The following is a 17,832-nucleotide window of genomic DNA, read 5'->3' as shown; positions in this document are numbered from 1 at the left end:
GTACCTATGGTTAAATGACAAAAATGCTCAAAATATCAAAATATTTTTGCTGGAGTGGCAACAATGAAAGCGCATTCAGATGAACTGATTACTTTTGTTACCGTAGTGGAATGTGGCAGTTTTAGCCGTGCGGCAGAGCAACTCGATCAAGCTAATTCAGTCGTCAGCCGGACAGTAAAAAAACTCGAAAGCAAGCTAGGGGTGACGCTGTTAAATCGCACAACCCGGCAAATCAGCCTGACACAAGAAGGCGAGCACTACTTTCGGCGAGTGCAAAATATTCTGCGGGAAATGGCCACGGCGGAAAACGAGATACTCGATAATCAGTTAAATCCCAAAGGATTGCTGCGTATCGATGCTTCTACTCCAGTGGTGTTGCACATTCTGGCTCCGCTGATGGCGGAGTTTCGTCAGCGTTATCCGTTGGTGACATTATCACTGGTTTCGTCAGAAACCTTTATTAACCTAATTGAAAGAAAGGTTGATATTGCTATCCGGGTCGGCACGTTACAGGACTCAACCTTACGAGCCAGAAAGCTGATGACCAGTTATCGCCATATTTTGGCCTCACCTGCCTACCTAAAGCAACATGGTACCCCGCAAACGGTGGCTGATTTACAGCATCATTTATGTCTGGGGTTCAATGATTTACCGGTGCTAAATCGTTGGCCGCTCGCAGGTGCTGATGGGCAACTTTATGAAATAAATTCAGATTTAACGTCAAATAATGGGGAGACGCAACGCCGCCTTTGCCTTGAGGGAAATGGCATTGCTTGCTTATCGGATTTCATGATCAGAGGCGATCTACAACGCGGGGACTTAGTGCCGCTACTGGTAGAACAGACTCTACCCGTCGTTATGCCGATTAATGCGGTGTATTACAGTGATCAGGTCGTCAGTAACCGGCTGCGTTGTTTTATTGATTTTATCAATGAACGTCTGGCACAAATGTTCCCTGCAAAATAAAAAACCACCCAACATAGGGTGGTTCAGATAATGGTTTAAAGCGTGATCAATCCCATGCAGGTGCCAGGCCTTCAGGGCTGACTAACCTCTCACCACGATCCAACGACGCTATCAGTGCCATATCTTCGGCACTCAAGCGCAATTCCTGCGCTAACATATTACTGGCCAGATTAGCGGCTTTGGTCGATGACGGGATCACACTATAGCCCAGTTGCATCGCCCAGCTTAAAATCACCTGAGCGGGAGTGGCACCATGTTGCTCCGCAATCGTTTTAATCACGGGTTCTTCTAGCGCTTTACCATAAGCCAGCGTCATATAAGAAGTGATCGCTATGCCATTTTCTCTCGCAAATTCAACGACCTTACTGTTCTGCAATAAGGGTGACAGTTCGATTTGGTTAGTAGCAATTACCTCGGCCCCCACCGCCGCAATGGCCTGTTTCATTAAATCGATGGTGAAGTTAGAAATACCAATCTGCCGGGTTAAGCCCAGCTCTTTGGCTTTCACTAATTCAGCCATAAATTCAGCGACGGGTACTTCATCGTTTGGTGAAGGCCAGTGAATCAATGTTAAATCCACATAGTCTGTTCTCAGCTTCTGCAAGCTCTCTTGCAGGCTAGGGATGAGCTTGCCCTGCGCTAAGTTAGCAATCCAAATCTTAGTGGTGATAAATAACTCATCACGCTGGATGCCGCTTTGCGCAATAGCTTGGCCAACAGCTGCTTCATTTTCATATATTTGTGCGGTATCGATAACACGATAGCCCGCGGTTAATGCCTGACTCACTGAATCAATAACAACTTGATCTTGAAGACGAAAAGTTCCCAGGCCGAATGCAGGTACGCTCATAGTAATTCCTCATTTTGAATTTTTATCGTGCTTAGACATGTTTAAAATTGGCTGATTACCGGGGGCCATTTACCCGAGCCACCCGGTAAAAATCTGAACTGATTATGCCCAGAGTTTTATTGCCAAAAAATGCCATATTCAACACAATACTTTTGATAAAAAATCAACAATGAGGAAAGCAATGGCGGTTACGGCCAGCGACGGATCACCAATGAGGTGTTAATGCCGCCAAACGCGAAGTTATTTGTCTGGAAGAATTCGGTATCAATATAACGCCCCTCGCCCATCAGGTAATCCAGGTCACCACAGGCAGGATCAGGGTCGGTCAGATTAATGGTTGGTGCGAAACGCCCGGCCCGCATCATCTCCAGACTCATCCAGGCTTCAAGAGCACCGCAAGCCCCTAAGGTATGACCAAAATAACTTTTCAAAGAGGAAATGGGGGTCCGGTTACCAAAAACAGCCGCCGTAGCCTGGCTTTCTGCAATATCGCCACGCTCAGTCGCGGTACCATGAGCACTGATATAGCCAATATCAGTGGCAGCCAGGCCCGAGCTTAGTAACGCCTTTTCAATGCAGATTTGCATGGTCTCTTTTTGTGGTTGAGTAATATGGCTGGCATCGCAATTAGTATAAAAACCAATGATTTCACCGTAAATAGTGGCACCACGTGCTTTGGCGTGATCCAGTTCTTCCAGAATCAACGTGCCAGCCCCTTCACCAATAACCAAACCATCACGTTGGCGATCAAATGGCCTTGGTGATAATTTTGGTGAATCATTTAGCTGGCTAGTAGCAAACAAGGTATCAAATACCGCCGCCTCGGAAGGACACAGTTCCTCTGCACCACCAGCAACCATCACTTTCTGGTAGCCATGACGGATTGCTTCATAGGCATAACCAATTGCCTGACTACCTGACGTACAAGCACTTGAGGTAGGAATAACCCGCCCGCGCAACCCAAAAAACAGCCCAGTATTCACCGCCGCCGTATGCGGCATCATTTGCACATAGGTCGTGCCGGTAATATTGTTGGTGTGTTTTTCGGTTAACATCGTGGCAAATTCACTCACCGGCTTAGTGCTACCGGTAGAAGAGCCATAGGCAATCCCAGTATCCCCATTGGTAAGTACATCCTCCCCCATCAGACCCGCTTGCTCTAGCGCCAGCTCAGTGGCTCTGGTGGCCAATAAGGATACCCGCCCCATCGAGCGGATGCGTTTACGGGTGTAATGTGCGGGCACCACAAAATCATCAATCGGCGCACCTAAATGGGTATTCAACCCCTGATATTCTTCCCACTGCGGCATATATTGCACCGCATTTTGACCGGCATAAATACGTGCTGAAATATCCGCCCAGTTATTGCCAAAGGCAGTGACCCCACTCATGCCGGTAATCACAACTCTATTGATGGCAACCATCCTGCTGCTCATACCATTCCTCCATTAATTGAAATCACCTGACGCGTGACATAACCGGCGATATCTGACATCAGGTAACTGGCTAAACCAGCCACCTCTTCAGCTTCTCCCATCCGTTTAAGTGGGATCATCCGCATGGCTTCTTGCAGCGCGATAGGCTCCATATTGATCATGCCAGTATCAATCAACCCAGGTGCAATACAATTCACGGTAATCTTGCGTTTAGCCAACTCCAGCGCCAAAGCCTTACAAGCCCCGATAACCCCCGCTTTAGCCGCACTGTAATTCACCTGACCACGATTCCCCACCACACCGGAGACCGAAGAAAGCGCAATAATGCGCCCGCCGTTACGTAAACCGATCATCGGCATTACGCAGGGGTGCAACACATTATAGAAACTGTCCAGATTGGTATGAATGACGCCATCCCAATCTTCTTGCGTCAATGCTGGGAATGCACCATCACGCGTAATACCGGCATTGTTCACCACACCGTAGTAAGCGCCATGAGTGGCGATATCCTGCTCGAGTACCTCTTTACACTGCGGCCTGTCGCTGATATCAAAACAGATCAAGCGCCCTTCACCACCCGCCTCAATAATCTGAGCCAGTGTCGCTTCACCGCCAGTAAGATCTTGGTGATAATGAACAACCACTAAAAAACCATCCGCAGCCAGACGGTGTGCGATGGCCCGCCCGATCCCTTTGCTGGCCCCGGTGACTAAAACAGAACGCTTCATGCGCCTTTCCTCAATGTGAGTTTTTTTATTTCTTCGGCATCTGGCTGATAAGTATTTAGCCGACCACGAGCAACCTGCTTTCCAGCCATGTTGATACTGCACTCGAAACTGCCAATTTTTTCATCTTGCAGGATTAACTGGACACAAACCTGAAGTTCGCTACCCGCAGGAAATGCCGGTAATTCACAGCTGATAGCTCGCCCACCAAGTAGCATCCCTATCGTGGGAGGTATCGCTTGCGCCAAGCCATGCCAGCCACGCCACACGCCGATAGTTTGTGCCATTAATTCGATAGCAAACCAGTTGGGGAGGCAGCCCTGAGCATCGAGGAACGGCGCAAGCACCCCATGCTTACTCAAGGTGACCCTGCATTCAGCCCCGTCCTCCCCTACCCAATGGACGTTATCCAGCATCACCATTGGTGATTGATGTGGGAGGTAATGTTCAGCGGAATACGCCATCAGCCGGCTCCTAATATCACACACGCATTGTTGCCACCAAAAGCGAATGAGTTCGACAAAATAACCGGGGTTTTAAGTACTTCCGGCTTGGTGACCAAATTAATCTCGGCCAAAGTAGTATCCCAAGAAGCATGAGAAAAATCTTGTACTGGTAAGGGTAGAGTCCGGCTTAACATCAGCCAACTGAGTGCCGCCTCTGTGGCCCCAGCGGCCCCCAGCGTATGCCCGGTAAGATGTTTAGTTGAACTACAAGGGGTCTGATGACCAAAAACCCTATTCACGACCTGCGCTTCTATCTGATCATTTAACCGCGTCGCCGTGCCATGTAGATTGATGTAGCCCACATCAGCGGGCTGCAACCCTGCCTGACGTAATGCCATCCTGATAGCCTGTTCCGCCCCATGCCCTTCAGGATGGGGGGCGGACATATGCCAGGCATCGGAGGACTCCCCAACCCCGAGTAACGCTACAGGTGAAGGTTCACGTGATAATAAAATCAACGCCGCTGCCTCACCCACGTTGATCCCTTTGCGCTCGGCGGCAAAAGGGGTACAACGCTCAGCCGAAAGTGACTCCAGGCTATGAAAACCGTTGATGGGCATACGACATAAACTGTCAGCGCCACCGACTATCGCCGCATCGACTATTCCAGACTCAATCAAACGTTTACCGCTGATAATCGCCCGTACACTGGAAGAACAAGCCGTAGACACGGTATAACTCGGGCCATTCAGCCCCAAATAACGCGAGAGGAAGATGCTAGGATCGCCTAACTCCTGCTGTTGATAGTGATACCCTGGCGGAAACTGCCCGGCGACGTCACCAGAACCAGGCTGATATTCTCTAACCGCCCGTTCCCCCTCAAAAATACCTGAGGTGCTGGTTCCCATAATCACAGCAACCCGTGATACGCCATAGCGAAGAATGCATGCGGAAACCTCAGGTTGAATCTGCGACAATGCCGCCAACAACAGGCGATTATTCCGGCTATTGTGCTGTGAAAGTGGCTCGGGCAAGGTAGGCAATTCAGTATTCACCGCACCCAGCCAAATCGGCGAATCACCCAAGAGCCACCCTTGCTGGGGAGCCATGCCTGGGGCTAACCCGGCACGAAGGCTCGCACTCACTTCAGACAATGAGCTACCTAACGCATTAACCATGCCAACAGCAGAGAAATAGACCATCGCTGTTACTCCTCCACATTTTGGATAGTAATACGGTAGTGAAAGACAAATTGCTCAATAGTGATTGGCTTACGGGTGTTACCTGATAGCTGGTAGCGAATCTCTGTCACTATTTGGTTTTTGTCATCATAGAGTCTGCGTGTATCCCCTTCATCCACCAACCGCCAATTTCCGGGTAATAACGGACGCCATGATATGATGGGCCAATAACTCAGCATAATATCGGCAAGAACCTGATTTGCTGGAGGTAATCCAACAATTTTCATGGTTTGCTCTAAATGAATACCTTGCAGGTCATAGGAAACCTTGAACAAGCGGATCCCAAGCGGCGACAGCCCAACCAAGGTTAAGCGCTGCCCATCAGCCTGAAGTAACACTAATAATGACTGCTGCTTCCCCTGCGCTGTTGCAGTCAGTAATTGCTGCTGATTGATAGGTTGTGCCAAAGTCGGTTGCGGCAAAGCGACCCGCACCCCGGGCTTAAGCCAGGCTTTAGGCTGTGTTTGGTCCGGCGAACTGGCACACCCTACAATCAATAAGGCTAAAACGAGTAACACCCCACAGCGTTTATAATTCACTCAGGCTCTCCTTTTGGCTTGGGCAGCGCCAGAGGCGCTAATAAGAAGGCTGTAAACACACCACTACTCAGCACAATGCCAAAGCTACTGATGGCTTGGGTGTGGCTAAATACCAGCATGCCGAAAGTCAGTTGCGTGGTGAACACCGCCATAAAAATAGCAAACATTGAGGTGCTAGGCGTCCCTCGGGGATTGGTAAAGAACAGGGTATAATTGATACCAATCCCCAGAACCAATATTAATGCCAGCAACGAGAAGAGATTTAACGAGTGGCCGGTAAGAGAAAGTACCGCCAGCCCCATCCCCAATGAAAGTAACGTCGGTGCCACACAATAGAGGCCGCGACGCAGACCCAGGCGCCAGCAATAGACTACAGCTATAGCAACCACTGCAATGAGTAACAACCATGATAGATAGGCGCGGTAGAGAGAAAATAGCGCATTGAACTCTGTTTTCCTGTCAACCCAAGTCACTCCTGGCACGGACTCCGCTAACTGTTGCAGTGCCGCCGGATTACTGACACCACTTACCGGCACCAACATCGCTGTGCGCCCATCAGGTAATGAGAGCCAAAGCAATCGCCAGCCCTCACTGACCACCGAGCCAAGCCATTGTTCCGGGGTCACCCATGTATGCTGGTTGCCTTGTGCTGGCAAATCTGGCAGAGAAACGCTAATACCCGCCTGTTGCAATTGGTGGATAATAGTTGGCGCGGTTTGTTCAAGTAATGCCAGATTTTGTTGCTGCCGCAATAATGATGGCAGCGGCAACACACGATAACTTTCAATCCATCCAGCCTTTTTCGCCTGTGATAGCTGTGGAGAGAATTGCTCCAGACGTTGCAATGCCTGTTCAGCATTATCACCATACACAACGAACCATTTTTGATCGCTGTGCTGACCGGTAAGTGCCGCAATGCGCTGTTCCTGTTGCTGGAACTCACGCGGCATCGCCTGCAATTCACTGATATCGTCATTAATTTTTAATGTGGCTAACCCACTGATAGTCAAAATAGCAATCAGGGCCGGCAAGCCTAAACGTAACATTCGGTTGTTTTGCCAACTCTCTAGCCACAGATAAATAAGCTTTAGGCGCGGAACCGGGCGCACCGGCAACCGTTTAGCCAATATCGGATACCAACACATCACCGTGATACAGGCGGCGGTTAGACCTGCGGCGGCAAAAACAGCCAATTGCTGCAACCCAGGGAAAGGCGCAATAAGCAGAATCAGATAGGCAATTACGGTGGTGAGTAGCGCCATTGACAGGGCTGGGAAAAGTTTTGCCAGGCTCTCCAATGGCGTCGTTTGGCCACCGTGCGCCATGCGGTCTGTCAGGTAATAAAGCGTGTAATCCGCTGAAATACCAATGATACTGGCACTCAATACCAGCGTCATAACATGGACTTCGCCAAAGACCAGTAACGTGGCAACCGCCCCAGCCAATGCCCCAATAGTTATTGATAAAAGGCATAAGGCGAGTGGCAATAGCGATTTAAACATTATCAATATCAGCAGGAATACACCGGCGACGGAGATCAAACCAATGGTCGAGATATCACTTTCAGCCTGCTGACTCGCGTAATTACTGTAAAAAAGGGTGCCGCGTTCCAAGACTTCAGTACCGGGCCAACGCTGCTGAAGTTGCTGCTTTAATTCAGCCAATGACTCAACGGTGCTACGGGCACTGGCCATATCATAAGATGAAGCGCGTAATTCACCGTGAATCAAATACCATGGGCGGCCCTGGCTATCTTTCGCCACCAGCCAGCCCTTACTGATACTTAATGCCCCACTGTTTTGTTGTTGTGCTAATTGAGAGCCACGGACCAACAGTAAAGGATCATACTGCAACTCTTTACCACTCACGCCAGCAAATGCCGAATACGCCTGCCCCAATATCCACTGAGCCTGTGCCGCTCCACCATGGCTTAATCGCAGACGGGTAGCCTCATCCAACAATACATTACGATGCTGAAAGAAAAAGGCGCCCCACGCCTGTAAACGTTGAGCAGTCATCTCACCACTGACCTGATGCAGCGCAGGCATTTTTTGTAACTGCTGCAACCACCAGTTCACCGGAGCCAATTGGTCTTCTGCTGGGCTAACCAGCCACACTAATTGGCGATCAAGACGCTGATTAAACCCTGCGGTTAATTCGACAGGTACGCCTGCCAACTCCTGCTTGGGCAATAGTGCCAAGACACTGCTGTTAATCTGACTACGAGGGATCAGCCAGAGTAATGTTGCCAGTAACAGCAAACAGATAAGTAACCAGCCGATAGCCAGTTTTCGATGGCAATCAGTGCGCAAAAAGCTGCTGTTCGGCATGGCTCAGTATCTTAGGTTCAGTTAATTGGTTGAAAAACCGGATGTGGGTCCCATCGCCCTGCATATCTTCAATATCGATAGTTTCCAGAAAATATTGACCGTGCAACGTGATGCTTTTAAAGAGCTTATCCAATGGTGTGGTTTTCGGGGTGAGCACTAACACCCAACGATCTTGACCACTATCAGTGAAAGCTAAGGTAAAATTCTGCTCCAAAATCGACGTATCAGCATGAAATAGTGCCGTTAATAAGTGATTAAATTGGAACATTTGCGGATTGCTGTCAGCAGTAATAACCTGCGCAGGCTGGCCGGCCATGGTTTGCACCATGCGCTTATCGTCGAGTAGCAGTGTCAGAACGAAAGGTTGCTGCTGTGACCACCACAGCCCTTTATCCTGTGAAATCAGTAAATTACCACTTGATTTTAAAGGTTTATTCATTCCACTAATACTGCGCTGCTGTTCAAATTCGGCGCGCAACACCGGTTGTTCGCTGAATCGTTGTTGTAACGATGCCAACGTTACCGCATGAGCGCTGATACTGAGACACAGTAAGAGAACGGTGAATATCGATTTCATGAGACGATACCCATTCTTTCCAGCAGTACCGGCGGTGAAACAAAGCTCATTTCTTTCGTGGATGCTTTAACGGCAACCTGAATGGTGTAGCCGGTTGTCATGCGCTTCGCGCTGGTCGCATCATAAATCTGGTAACCGATACGTAAGCGGTTCTCATATTCTTCAATAGAGGCACAAATATGAATACGCTGTTCAAATTCGAGCGGGGCAATGTATTTCACTCGCGTATCAACTATTGGCCACACATAGCCTGACGCCTGCATCGCGCGGTAACCATAATCAATTTGATTCAGTAAAGCCTCACGAGCAATTTCAAAATAACGGAAATAATTGCCATGCCACACCACCCCCATAGGGTCAATATCATGAAACGGGATATTGTGAACTATCCGGGTAGTAAAACGCGGGTCATCGGGTAAATTCATGTCACTGATTTCCTTGGTTTGGCTTTTCATCGTTTAAATGCCAAAAATCATAAAAATTAAACCAATCGAGCGGCGCTAATAAACTGTAGTGCTCCAGGCGGGCGGCGTAACTCTCCACTGCCTGTTGCAATGCCGACTGACGATTTGCTCGCGGTAATATCAATGGATCGGCGAAAGGTTCAAAATAAACATGTAATCGGGCAGCAGATGCGGGATCAATAACACCTGATGGTGCAGCCTCCTTCCCCTGCCTACCGAGTTTTAAACCAAACATCAAAAACACCGGGCAGCGCAATGCCGCAGCTAACGCAAACGGCCCAACCGGGAAAGGTGCTGGGTGGCCTAAGAAGGTGCTCCAAATGACTCTTGGTTGGTTATCTCGTTGATAAGGGCTGACGGAGGTTCTATCACCAACAATCGCGACCCACTCCCCTTCATCCAGCTTCTGGCGCAATAAAATGGCAGTATCAGGTCCAATAGAGGTTACCTGGATAAGGTTAATCAGTGCGTGTGGGTTAATCTCCTGCATGACCTGATTAAAACGGGCAGCATGCTGGGTAAAGACCAATGCATTAACTTTTACACCAACAGATAGCTCAGCCAAAGCGCGACAAGATTCAATATCACCTAAATGCGATGCCAGAATTAGCGCCCCCTGACGGCTGGCGATTTGTGCCTCACAGCGCTCACGCCCAACCAAAACCACATCTTTACCCATCACTAAATCCCCTTGCCAGCTCGCCAGTTTATCGAGCATAGACTCACCAAACCGCATGAAATGGCGGAAGCTGTTTAAGGATGCCGGTAAGGGGTGATTTTGCTGTTTGGCGAAAGCCGTAAGGTGTTGTAAATAATGGTTTGATGCCTGGCGCTGACGATGTCCGGTAAGCCAAAAATAGCCAATAACAGGATATAACAACAGGTTAAAAGTTGTGCGCCCCAGAATTTTATAACTGCGTAACATCAAGCGCATCCCCCACAAACCATTGCGTTCTTTCGTCTGGGACCAATGGTGCTCGGGCTTTTGCATATTACGCTTTAGCAACGCAGGAATACGCGGCAACATGCCAAAAAATAGCCGGGTATGCATCCACGAAATACGTAAGTTGTCATGCAGCGCATCAAAATGTGAAATACCTTCTGCGGGATAGGTGACCTGTGTTGGCAAGAACCGGCTCTCAGTTCCCTGCCAATATAATCTCACCATCACCTCAGTATCAAAATCCATTCGCACACCCAATGGGTGCCGGGCAGCCAAAGCCTGTGTTTCGGCAATCGGATAAACGCGAAAACCACACATACTGTCTTTCAGCGACAAAGATAAAGTTTCGATCCATACCCAGAAGTGGGTGATATAGCGGCCATAAAGCCGCGCCTTCGGTACAGACTCATCGTAAACCGGTCGCCCTGAAATTAGATGATGGGGGTATTTTTCCGCCTCGCCCAGCATTATTGGAATATCAGATAATTGGTGCTGGCCATCAGCATCGACTTGTAGCGCATGGCTGTAACCCTGCTTTTGTGCCACGGTCAGTCCATTCAGAACGGCATGCCCCTTCCCCCGATTTCCGGGTTGTGTTATTAGCACCACCCACGGGTATTTCGCCGCCAGGCGTGTTAGCTCATTGGCAGTATCAACATCACTGCCATCATCAATTATCAGACATGGCAATTGATACATAGCCAACTGAGATAACACACCCGCCATGGTCTCACCATGATTGAAACAAGGGATAACCACGCACGGCGCGAAAGTGGTTACTGACATAGAGATATTTTTCCACTACTGGCAGTTATTTCGCCATGGACAAGGTACTTAAACATCAGTTTATGATTTGTTCGTTGCCAATTAAGTACGAGAGTGACTTCATCATCAGGCATCAGTGGCCGCTGGAATTTTACGACATCGATACTTCTCACGACCGGCAACGGACCCAGTAACTGATTGGCGTAGTGCATAACCCAATTGATTTGTGCGACGCCGGGCAATATTGAACAGGTGGGGAAATGACCACTAAACCACAGTAAATCAGCAGGTAATAAGAGATCGATGCTGGCAAAGTGATCACCTGTTATTTGCTGACTGACGACGACGGGCAACATCATAAGAATAGCTCCTGTAAGCGGGCATAATCACGCTTCCCTTGTGGATTCAGCGGGATAACATCAATCACACGTAAACGACGAGGAACAGAGACCGGCTCAAGCCAGTGGCGCAAAGTATTGCGTAAGCTTTGAGTAAAAGACCTCAATGATTCTGCTGCAAGTTGCTCTTTACCTGTGTCGGTCAATACCACAACAGCAGCAATGTTCACTCTTTCGTTTTGGCTTAAGACCAATACCGTCGCATCTGCAATTTCAGGAAGTGACATTAAGCGCTGTTCTATCTCTGTGAGTGAAACACGCTTCTCTTCTATTTTAACTATTCGATCTTTACGCCCCAGCAGATAAAAACGCTGCCGGTTATCGGATAGCTCTATAATATCGCTCATTGGTATACCTGTTGATTCAGGTATCAAGGCAGAGTAAACAGTGAAAGTATTGTCGCTGTTGATGTCCAAACTGACACCGGAGAAAAACTGCCATGCTTGTTCAGGTGCTGATTGGTGGCGATAAGCAATAACACCGGTTTCAGTGGCACCATAAATCTCTGTTGGCAATGTACCCAGTGTATTTAAAGTAGATTGCGCATCCTGATAACTGAGCGGCCCGCCCGCGGAAAATATCTGTCGACACAAAATCGGCGACAATTTTGTATCCATGCGCTTTAGAAATGCCGGACTGCTAATAAATATTGGTGAGCAAGATTCAGGTAGTGACTGAAGTTGTTCATGATAACCAATCAACTCAGCCTGAAAGGGAATACCCAGCGAGAGGGGTAAAAAGATACGAAAAGTCAGCCCGTATAAATGTTGATGAGACACCGACGCAACAATTAATGGGTTATTCTTTCTATCAAAGCGCCCTCCCCATTGAACAGCCAGCCAATGGCTTTCGGTATCCAAACTCGCAACAGATTTAACGACTGCTTTTGGAGCCCCCGTAGAACCCGAGGTGAAGAGGATTAATGACGCAGCAGAAGGCCAATCAGGTAATGGATGATAGGCAGTCTCACTAGAGGCATGGCTTGCGACTATAACGCTTGGACAGGCAAGATTCAGTAATTGATCCGTCAGCAGGCCATCAAACTCATGCAATTGCTCTTTGAGAACGGCCTCACGTGCATGGCCGAAAATTACCGGCGTTTTTTGGCAATACAGCGTAGCCAGCAGCGCAACAGTAAACCAATAGCTATTTTCAAAACATAATGCCCAGCGCTGATTGGGTAAAAAATTAATTTTATTAAATAGATAGGTAACATCGCACCTGAATTGACTCAAGGTTATGGTCTTTGCGCCACACATGGCGATAACCTGGTCATCATCCCGAGAATGATCCAACCAATTCGCCATGGGTAGATTTACTGCTGTTGAACCCTTTTCCTGATTATCCATTCCAGACCCATCAAAGAACCAATAAGTAAATAGCTCAAGCCACCGTTATATAAAGCCCATATATGCATATTGCCGTATAAACAGGTCGCCAGAGCAATAGTGCCATTTACTGCAAAAAATCCGCACCATACCTGTGTCACCTTTCGGGTATAAGCCACCGCTCGGGAAGATAATTCAGGCTCGGACAGCCTTGCCAATCTTTCAATGATGGGTGGGGGGCGAAATAAAGAATAGGAAAACAGCACCAGTAAAATGATGTTTACCGCGACAGGATAAAACAACAACCACTGCGCCTTGCCTAAACCCCAGCTTGCCAAAGACAGAATAATGCCAGCAAGCGCCAGCGCTTTACCTAACCAAAGTTGTTGCTTAATTTTGCTGCGCACGGCAAAGAGGCGCAATGTAAACATTAATAACAATATTGGCGCTAATACCTGCATTCCCCAGCGCGATAAACCAAACCATACCGCCAGTGGGTAGGCTGTAAGTGCAATAACGGTGAGGATTTTGAGCAAAACAGTCAGGCGACCAATGAATAAATTACGCTGATTAGCTGTCACCTGATTTCACCATTTACGACTTGGTGTTTAATAAATTATCGACGGCATCGACAATATCTTGAACCGTTCGAACGGATTTGAACATTTCCGGCATTATTTTTTTACCCGTCACTTTCTGCAAATGTACAACCAGATCGACAGCATCAATACTGTCTAGCTCTAACTCTTCATAAAGCCGTGATTCTGGTTTGATGTCAGCTTCATCAATTTCAAATAGCTTAACCAGAAGAGCTGTAATTTGCTGATAAATTTCTTGTTTTTCCATTATGACAATATCCTGTTAGTTACGCTGTTGAGAAATAAATTTCGCGAGCGTTTCTACCGAATAAAAGTGCTGACGCATATCTTCACTCTCAGCAGAGAGTACAACGCTATATCGGTTTTTGAGTGCTAATCCCAGTTCTAGCGCATCGATTGAATCTAAGCCTAAACCGTCACCAAATAATGCAGCCTGTGAGTCAATATCATCCACCGACATACCTTCCAGATTTAGGGCATCAATAATTAGCTGTTTAATCTCACAACTTAGTAATTCCATTAACTCTTTCTCTTAGATTCAGGCATTAATGCACAGGTTAAATGTTTAGTAAGTCGTCGTGCAGCAAGTGCTAACGATAAATCGCTATCTTGAATAAAGTCATTACTATTGATTTTATTTTGAACAATAATATTAAATTGAGGTTTTACCGGCGGTATATTATACCATTTTAGTTCTTTCGTCAGCATTGGTGGGTTGCAATCAATATATACTACGCGAATATCACACCCACTATGTAGCGCGATATTCGCCGCTCCTCGTTGCAAATTCAGTGCACAACCTGCGGTTGTTCTGGTCCCTTCAGGAAATATAAGGATACTTCCTCCTCGGCCTAAACGCGCTTTACAGTGTGCTAATAATTTATCTGATTCAGCATTAACTAAGTATCCTGCGGATTTAATCACACCGGAAACAAATATGTTATTTAACAACGCTTCTTTGACAATACAATCACATCTTGGCATGTGTGCTGCCAACAGCACATAATCTAATAAGCTAGGATGGTTAGCAACAATCAGACACCCCGAGTCCTCACAAAACAGCTCATTATTTTCTATTTGATAATCAAAAACACCCAGAAATTTAGCAATACGCAAGAACAGTTGAAAACTATAACGAATACTTTGCTGAGTGATCTGGTTACGCACTACTTCAGAGCGAACAATTAGGCGCAGAGAGGTAAACCATAGAATAGATAATAACAGCCCACCTAGGCCAAAAAGTGCAAAACAAAAACCGGTTGCAGCCACTCGCCATAACCGATTTAGCAAAGAAGAATGTTGGGGTGCAGTTTGTACTGCAAGAGAACTGTCCATCACTGACTCCAGTGCCAATTATTATGCTGGCCTTGTATAACGAAAGAACCCTTTTTGCTCAACCAATTACGTAAAAAACTAAGACCCTGAGGCAATTCAGAATTATTAACATCAATCTTAGAAATACGTTCACACTGTAAATCATCGCCGGTGGTTAACACTAATGCCAAGGCATAGGGCAACCCTATTGGAGAAGTCTGAGAATGATAAAAATCAGGCATTACTCCATCGAAATCGACCAATAACACACGCTCAGCGCCGCAAGCCAGCATCCCCATAGCTTCGACTATACCTTGTTGAAAACTATCTATGCCTGCGGCAAGAGACGTCACTGGCATGGTATTGCTCGCCATGATAGTTAACCAGCCGGAGGCAGTATTATGCACTGACATAGCAAAATCTGTTGGCGAAATATTCTGCTGCTGATGGAGGGATTGCAATATTTTATAAGTGCGCTCTAATTCCCCATGGCGACTGGTAAATATCGCCATATCAGCCGTGTCTTCCTCTAGTAACGAAAGCCCCGCTTCAACGGCTAGTCGGCTGCCTGTACTCATTCTTCTAGCGGACATCATAGGGATATGCGATGACTTGGGTAAATCCCCTTGCCATGTCGCCGAGAGTGCCTCCTCCTGTGCCCAGGCAAGCCAGTGCTCTTGCGACTCCATACCAGGAGCCAAAGCACGCCAGTTCAATACATTCAATGAATGAGCCACGATATCAGAACTTCCAGACAGCAAAGCGAGATAATTTATTCTATTTTTAGGTAAAAAGCATTTAAAAACTTTATCTATTATCTTTTGGTTTAATTATCGGCCATTCATATCGCATTTTTTAAAAAATTAAAAAGTAAAATATTTTATTTATCGGCATAACTTCAACATTCTTTAGATAAAAACTTAATAAAAGTAATTATTATTTTAAAATAAAAATGACGCAAAATAACAATATAAATTTTACATTTATTTAAAACAAAACAAACATAAGAATATTTGTGTATTAGAATAAGTCAGAGTATTTTATCTCTGCTATTTAGCATTCTTCCGTTACTCCTATCATGGGTTAACATGAAAATCATTAATTAATTGGATCATCATGAAACTATTAAAAGCACTCTTGGTCGGGTTGGTATCTATCACATTTATTGTTGGATGTGCAGGTACGACGCCTATCCAAAACGTTAACCAAACGATAATTGGTAGTCACACGACTTCAGAAGTACAAAAAGCGATTCTGGCTGGTGGGATAAACCGTGGTTGGGTAATGATACCTGGCGCTGAAGGCGTGATTAACGGGAAGTTAATAAATCGCGATCACACTGTTGAAATCCAAATTAATTACAATGCTAATAATTACCAAATCAAATATATTGGCAGTACTAACATGGATGCCAAAAATGGGAAAATACACTCAAAATATAATCGCTGGATCGCTAACTTGAATAAAGATATCCAGATTCAACTAAATCGCCTGTCAATATAAAAACATTATATAACAAATAGTTATCTTAATTTTATGCTCACCATTAAAGCTGAATAATGCTAAATGGTGAGCTATTACCTGAATTACGAGGACGTAAGCTTGCGCTACGGATATGATAAAGACCAAATTAGTGCTTTGGCGGCAATCACTGAAGCTCAGAAAATAGCTTTTGCCCCTATGCTATTTCAAGCTGCGCTTAACCTGAGAGAGTCAGGAATTTTAGCTGCATTAGATGAATCAGGTAAAGGTGGTATTACACTCGATGAGCTTCAGACTCATTGCACACTAAGCCGATATGCAATCAGCATCCTGCTAGACATGGGGCTTAGCGGTAATATCCTCTACCAACAGGAAAACCGATTTTATCTGGGCAAGGTCGGTCACTACTTATTGCATGATCAAATGACCCGCGTAAATATGGACTTCACTCAGGACGTTTGTTATCAGGGTTTATTCAATCTAAAAGAAGCACTAGAGACAGGAAAGCCAGCCGGATTATCCGTATTTGGTGAATGGCCTACTATTTACCCTGCACTAAGCGAGTTGCCGACTGCCGCACGTGAAAGTTGGTTCGCCTTTGATCATTTTTATTCCGATAATGCCTTTCAGCTTGCGCTAAAAGCTATTTTTGATCTTGAACCAAAACATATATATGACATTGGTGCAAATACTGGGAAGTGGGCTTTACAGTGTGCGGCCTATGACCCTGATGTGAAAATAACATTGCTGGATTTGCCACAACAGTTAGTCTTAGCTAACGAGAACGTCAAAAGCAAAGGCTATAGCGGCCGTATCAGTACATATCCTGTGGATCTGTTATTAGCTGATCGATTGCCAGCAGAAGCAGACGTTTGGTGGATGAGTCAGTTTCTAGACTGCTTTAGTGAAGAACGAATCGTCCATATTCTTAAGCTTATTCATCATGCAATGAAGCCCGATAGTTACGTATGCATCATGGAGATATTTTGGGATAGGCAACAATTTGAAGCTGGTGCATTCAGTTTGAATGCCTCATCTCTTTATTTTACATGTATGGCTAACGGTAATAGCCGTTTTTATCATTCAGATACTTTTTACCAGTGCTTATCTACCGCTGGATTCTACGTTGAGAAAGATATTGATGGTCTTGGTATTGGGCATACATTATTAATTTGCCGTAAAGAACCCGCATAACATTAAGCCCTCTGTCTGAGGGCTTACCCCATCAAGAATCGATATTTCCTTATTCCTATAGTGTATCCAGGCTGCTCTTAACCATTCTGTTCTGTTAAAAGTGTGGTAAATAACCCATTGAATTAAAATTATAAATAGCACAGAGAGCCAGATGGTGGAGTCGCAAACTGACAATAAGAGAGTTGTGGTTGGGTTTTGTCGCAGAAATATATCCAGCAGATCAACAATATATAAA

The 17,832-nt window shown here is 46.2% G+C and carries 20 protein-coding genes; 3 read left to right on the top strand and 17 right to left on the bottom strand.

Annotated elements, in window-relative coordinates:
- The first annotated feature begins 63 nt into the window (after positions 1 to 63).
- The gene (locus A6J66_021860) at positions 64 to 966 is read left to right on the top strand and encodes a LysR family transcriptional regulator (protein PNM26560.1); all 903 of its coding nucleotides are present in this window, start codon (positions 64 to 66) and stop codon (positions 964 to 966) included.
- A gap of 46 nt (positions 967 to 1,012) precedes the next feature.
- Here A6J66_021860 and A6J66_021855 read toward each other — a convergent pair whose 3' ends face one another.
- The 17 genes from A6J66_021855 to A6J66_021775 all read right to left on the bottom strand — a co-directional run bounded on the left by A6J66_021855 (position 1,013) and on the right by A6J66_021775 (position 15,658).
- On the bottom strand, positions 1,013 to 1,816 hold the full coding sequence (locus tag A6J66_021855) for a 2,5-didehydrogluconate reductase DkgB (protein ID PNM26559.1): 804 nt from the start codon (positions 1,814 to 1,816) through the stop codon (positions 1,013 to 1,015).
- Positions 1,817 to 2,004: 188 nt separating this feature from the next.
- Complete coding sequence (locus tag A6J66_021850) at positions 2,005 to 3,252, bottom strand: beta-ketoacyl-ACP synthase II (protein ID PNM26558.1); 1,248 nt, start codon at positions 3,250 to 3,252, stop codon at positions 2,005 to 2,007.
- Entirely contained in the window at positions 3,249 to 3,980 is a 732-nt protein-coding gene (locus A6J66_021845) for a 3-oxoacyl-ACP reductase FabG (GenBank protein ID PNM26557.1), read from the bottom strand. Before A6J66_021845 ends, A6J66_021850 begins: the two co-directional genes overlap by 4 nt.
- Positions 3,977 to 4,441 carry a 3-hydroxy-fatty acyl-ACP dehydratase gene (locus A6J66_021840; protein ID PNM26556.1) on the bottom strand — a complete coding sequence of 155 codons (465 nt, stop codon included), beginning with the start codon at positions 4,439 to 4,441 and terminating at the stop codon, positions 3,977 to 3,979. The genes A6J66_021845 and A6J66_021840 overlap by 4 nt, the downstream gene beginning before the upstream one ends.
- The gene (locus tag A6J66_021835) at positions 4,441 to 5,625 is read right to left on the bottom strand and encodes a beta-ketoacyl-[acyl-carrier-protein] synthase II (protein PNM26555.1); all 1,185 of its coding nucleotides are present in this window, start codon (positions 5,623 to 5,625) and stop codon (positions 4,441 to 4,443) included. Before A6J66_021835 ends, A6J66_021840 begins: the two co-directional genes overlap by 1 nt.
- 5 nt (positions 5,626 to 5,630) lie before the next feature.
- On the bottom strand, positions 5,631 to 6,203 hold the full coding sequence (locus tag A6J66_021830) for a DUF3261 domain-containing protein (protein PNM26554.1): 573 nt from the start codon (positions 6,201 to 6,203) through the stop codon (positions 5,631 to 5,633).
- Positions 6,200 to 8,515: a hypothetical protein gene (locus tag A6J66_021825; protein PNM27119.1), complete on the bottom strand. Its 2,316-nt coding sequence runs from the start codon at positions 8,513 to 8,515 to the stop codon at positions 6,200 to 6,202. The genes A6J66_021830 and A6J66_021825 overlap by 4 nt, the downstream gene beginning before the upstream one ends.
- On the bottom strand, positions 8,505 to 9,110 hold the full coding sequence (locus A6J66_021820; GenBank protein PNM26553.1) for an outer membrane lipoprotein carrier protein LolA: 606 nt from the start codon (positions 9,108 to 9,110) through the stop codon (positions 8,505 to 8,507). Before A6J66_021820 ends, A6J66_021825 begins: the two co-directional genes overlap by 11 nt.
- Positions 9,107 to 9,565, bottom strand: coding sequence for an acyl-CoA thioesterase (locus A6J66_021815; GenBank protein PNM26552.1), 459 nt, complete (start codon positions 9,563 to 9,565; stop codon positions 9,107 to 9,109). Before A6J66_021815 ends, A6J66_021820 begins: the two co-directional genes overlap by 4 nt.
- Positions 9,537 to 11,303, bottom strand: coding sequence for a glycosyltransferase family 2 protein (locus tag A6J66_021810; protein PNM26551.1), 1,767 nt, complete (start codon positions 11,301 to 11,303; stop codon positions 9,537 to 9,539). The genes A6J66_021815 and A6J66_021810 overlap by 29 nt, the downstream gene beginning before the upstream one ends.
- Positions 11,294 to 11,641: a hydroxymyristoyl-ACP dehydratase gene (locus A6J66_021805; protein ID PNM26550.1), complete on the bottom strand. Its 348-nt coding sequence runs from the start codon at positions 11,639 to 11,641 to the stop codon at positions 11,294 to 11,296. Before A6J66_021805 ends, A6J66_021810 begins: the two co-directional genes overlap by 10 nt.
- The gene (locus A6J66_021800) at positions 11,638 to 13,029 is read right to left on the bottom strand and encodes an AMP-binding protein (GenBank protein ID PNM26549.1); all 1,392 of its coding nucleotides are present in this window, start codon (positions 13,027 to 13,029) and stop codon (positions 11,638 to 11,640) included. The genes A6J66_021805 and A6J66_021800 overlap by 4 nt, the downstream gene beginning before the upstream one ends.
- The gene (locus A6J66_021795; GenBank protein PNM26548.1) at positions 12,996 to 13,589 is read right to left on the bottom strand and encodes a DNA gyrase subunit B; all 594 of its coding nucleotides are present in this window, start codon (positions 13,587 to 13,589) and stop codon (positions 12,996 to 12,998) included. The genes A6J66_021800 and A6J66_021795 overlap by 34 nt, the downstream gene beginning before the upstream one ends.
- A 13-nt stretch (positions 13,590 to 13,602) precedes the next feature.
- Entirely contained in the window at positions 13,603 to 13,854 is a 252-nt protein-coding gene (locus A6J66_021790; protein ID PNM26547.1) for an acyl carrier protein, read from the bottom strand.
- Positions 13,855 to 13,869: 15 nt separating this feature from the next.
- The gene (locus tag A6J66_021785; GenBank protein ID PNM26546.1) at positions 13,870 to 14,127 is read right to left on the bottom strand and encodes an acyl carrier protein; all 258 of its coding nucleotides are present in this window, start codon (positions 14,125 to 14,127) and stop codon (positions 13,870 to 13,872) included.
- Positions 14,127 to 14,954, bottom strand: a complete 828-nt coding sequence (locus A6J66_021780) for a 1-acyl-sn-glycerol-3-phosphate acyltransferase (protein PNM27118.1) — start codon at positions 14,952 to 14,954, stop codon at positions 14,127 to 14,129. The genes A6J66_021785 and A6J66_021780 overlap by 1 nt, the downstream gene beginning before the upstream one ends.
- Complete coding sequence (locus tag A6J66_021775) at positions 14,942 to 15,658, bottom strand: beta-ketoacyl synthase (GenBank protein PNM26545.1); 717 nt, start codon at positions 15,656 to 15,658, stop codon at positions 14,942 to 14,944. The genes A6J66_021780 and A6J66_021775 overlap by 13 nt, the downstream gene beginning before the upstream one ends.
- 379 nt (positions 15,659 to 16,037) lie before the next feature.
- On the opposite strand from A6J66_021775, the gene A6J66_021770 reads away from it, so the two are divergent.
- Positions 16,038 to 16,424: a hypothetical protein gene (locus A6J66_021770; protein ID PNM26544.1), complete on the top strand. Its 387-nt coding sequence runs from the start codon at positions 16,038 to 16,040 to the stop codon at positions 16,422 to 16,424.
- Between the two features lie 63 nt (positions 16,425 to 16,487).
- On the top strand, positions 16,488 to 17,597 hold the full coding sequence (locus A6J66_021765; protein ID PNM26543.1) for an SAM-dependent methyltransferase: 1,110 nt from the start codon (positions 16,488 to 16,490) through the stop codon (positions 17,595 to 17,597).
- Positions 17,598 to 17,832 lie beyond the last annotated feature (235 nt).

This window comes from Yersinia enterocolitica, assembly GCA_002082245.2.
GTDB lineage: Bacteria > Pseudomonadota > Gammaproteobacteria > Enterobacterales > Enterobacteriaceae > Yersinia > Yersinia enterocolitica_E.
Note: the sequence above shows the minus strand (reverse complement) of the source record. Positions and strands in the feature narration are given on the sequence as shown.

Excerpts from the sequence above, each read along its gene's own strand:
- A6J66_021860 (PNM26560.1), top strand. The coding sequence starts at position 64 with ATGAAAGCGCATTCAGATGAACTGATTACTTTTGTTACCGTAGTGGAA.
- A6J66_021855 (PNM26559.1), bottom strand. The coding sequence starts at position 1,816 with ATGAGCGTACCTGCATTCGGCCTGGGAACTTTTCGTCTTCAAGATCAA.
- A6J66_021850 (PNM26558.1), bottom strand. The coding sequence starts at position 3,252 with ATGAGCAGCAGGATGGTTGCCATCAATAGAGTTGTGATTACCGGCATG.
- A6J66_021845 (PNM26557.1), bottom strand. The coding sequence starts at position 3,980 with ATGAAGCGTTCTGTTTTAGTCACCGGGGCCAGCAAAGGGATCGGGCGG.
- A6J66_021840 (PNM26556.1), bottom strand. The coding sequence starts at position 4,441 with ATGGCGTATTCCGCTGAACATTACCTCCCACATCAATCACCAATGGTG.
- A6J66_021835 (PNM26555.1), bottom strand. The coding sequence starts at position 5,625 with ATGGTCTATTTCTCTGCTGTTGGCATGGTTAATGCGTTAGGTAGCTCA.
- A6J66_021820 (PNM26553.1), bottom strand. The coding sequence starts at position 9,110 with ATGAAATCGATATTCACCGTTCTCTTACTGTGTCTCAGTATCAGCGCT.
- A6J66_021815 (PNM26552.1), bottom strand. The coding sequence starts at position 9,565 with ATGAAAAGCCAAACCAAGGAAATCAGTGACATGAATTTACCCGATGAC.
- A6J66_021810 (PNM26551.1), bottom strand. The coding sequence starts at position 11,303 with ATGTCAGTAACCACTTTCGCGCCGTGCGTGGTTATCCCTTGTTTCAAT.
- A6J66_021805 (PNM26550.1), bottom strand. The coding sequence starts at position 11,641 with ATGATGTTGCCCGTCGTCGTCAGTCAGCAAATAACAGGTGATCACTTT.
- A6J66_021800 (PNM26549.1), bottom strand. The coding sequence starts at position 13,029 with ATGGATAATCAGGAAAAGGGTTCAACAGCAGTAAATCTACCCATGGCG.
- A6J66_021790 (PNM26547.1), bottom strand. The coding sequence starts at position 13,854 with ATGGAAAAACAAGAAATTTATCAGCAAATTACAGCTCTTCTGGTTAAG.
- A6J66_021785 (PNM26546.1), bottom strand. The coding sequence starts at position 14,127 with ATGGAATTACTAAGTTGTGAGATTAAACAGCTAATTATTGATGCCCTA.
- A6J66_021770 (PNM26544.1), top strand. The coding sequence starts at position 16,038 with ATGAAACTATTAAAAGCACTCTTGGTCGGGTTGGTATCTATCACATTT.
- A6J66_021765 (PNM26543.1), top strand. The coding sequence starts at position 16,488 with ATGGTGAGCTATTACCTGAATTACGAGGACGTAAGCTTGCGCTACGGA.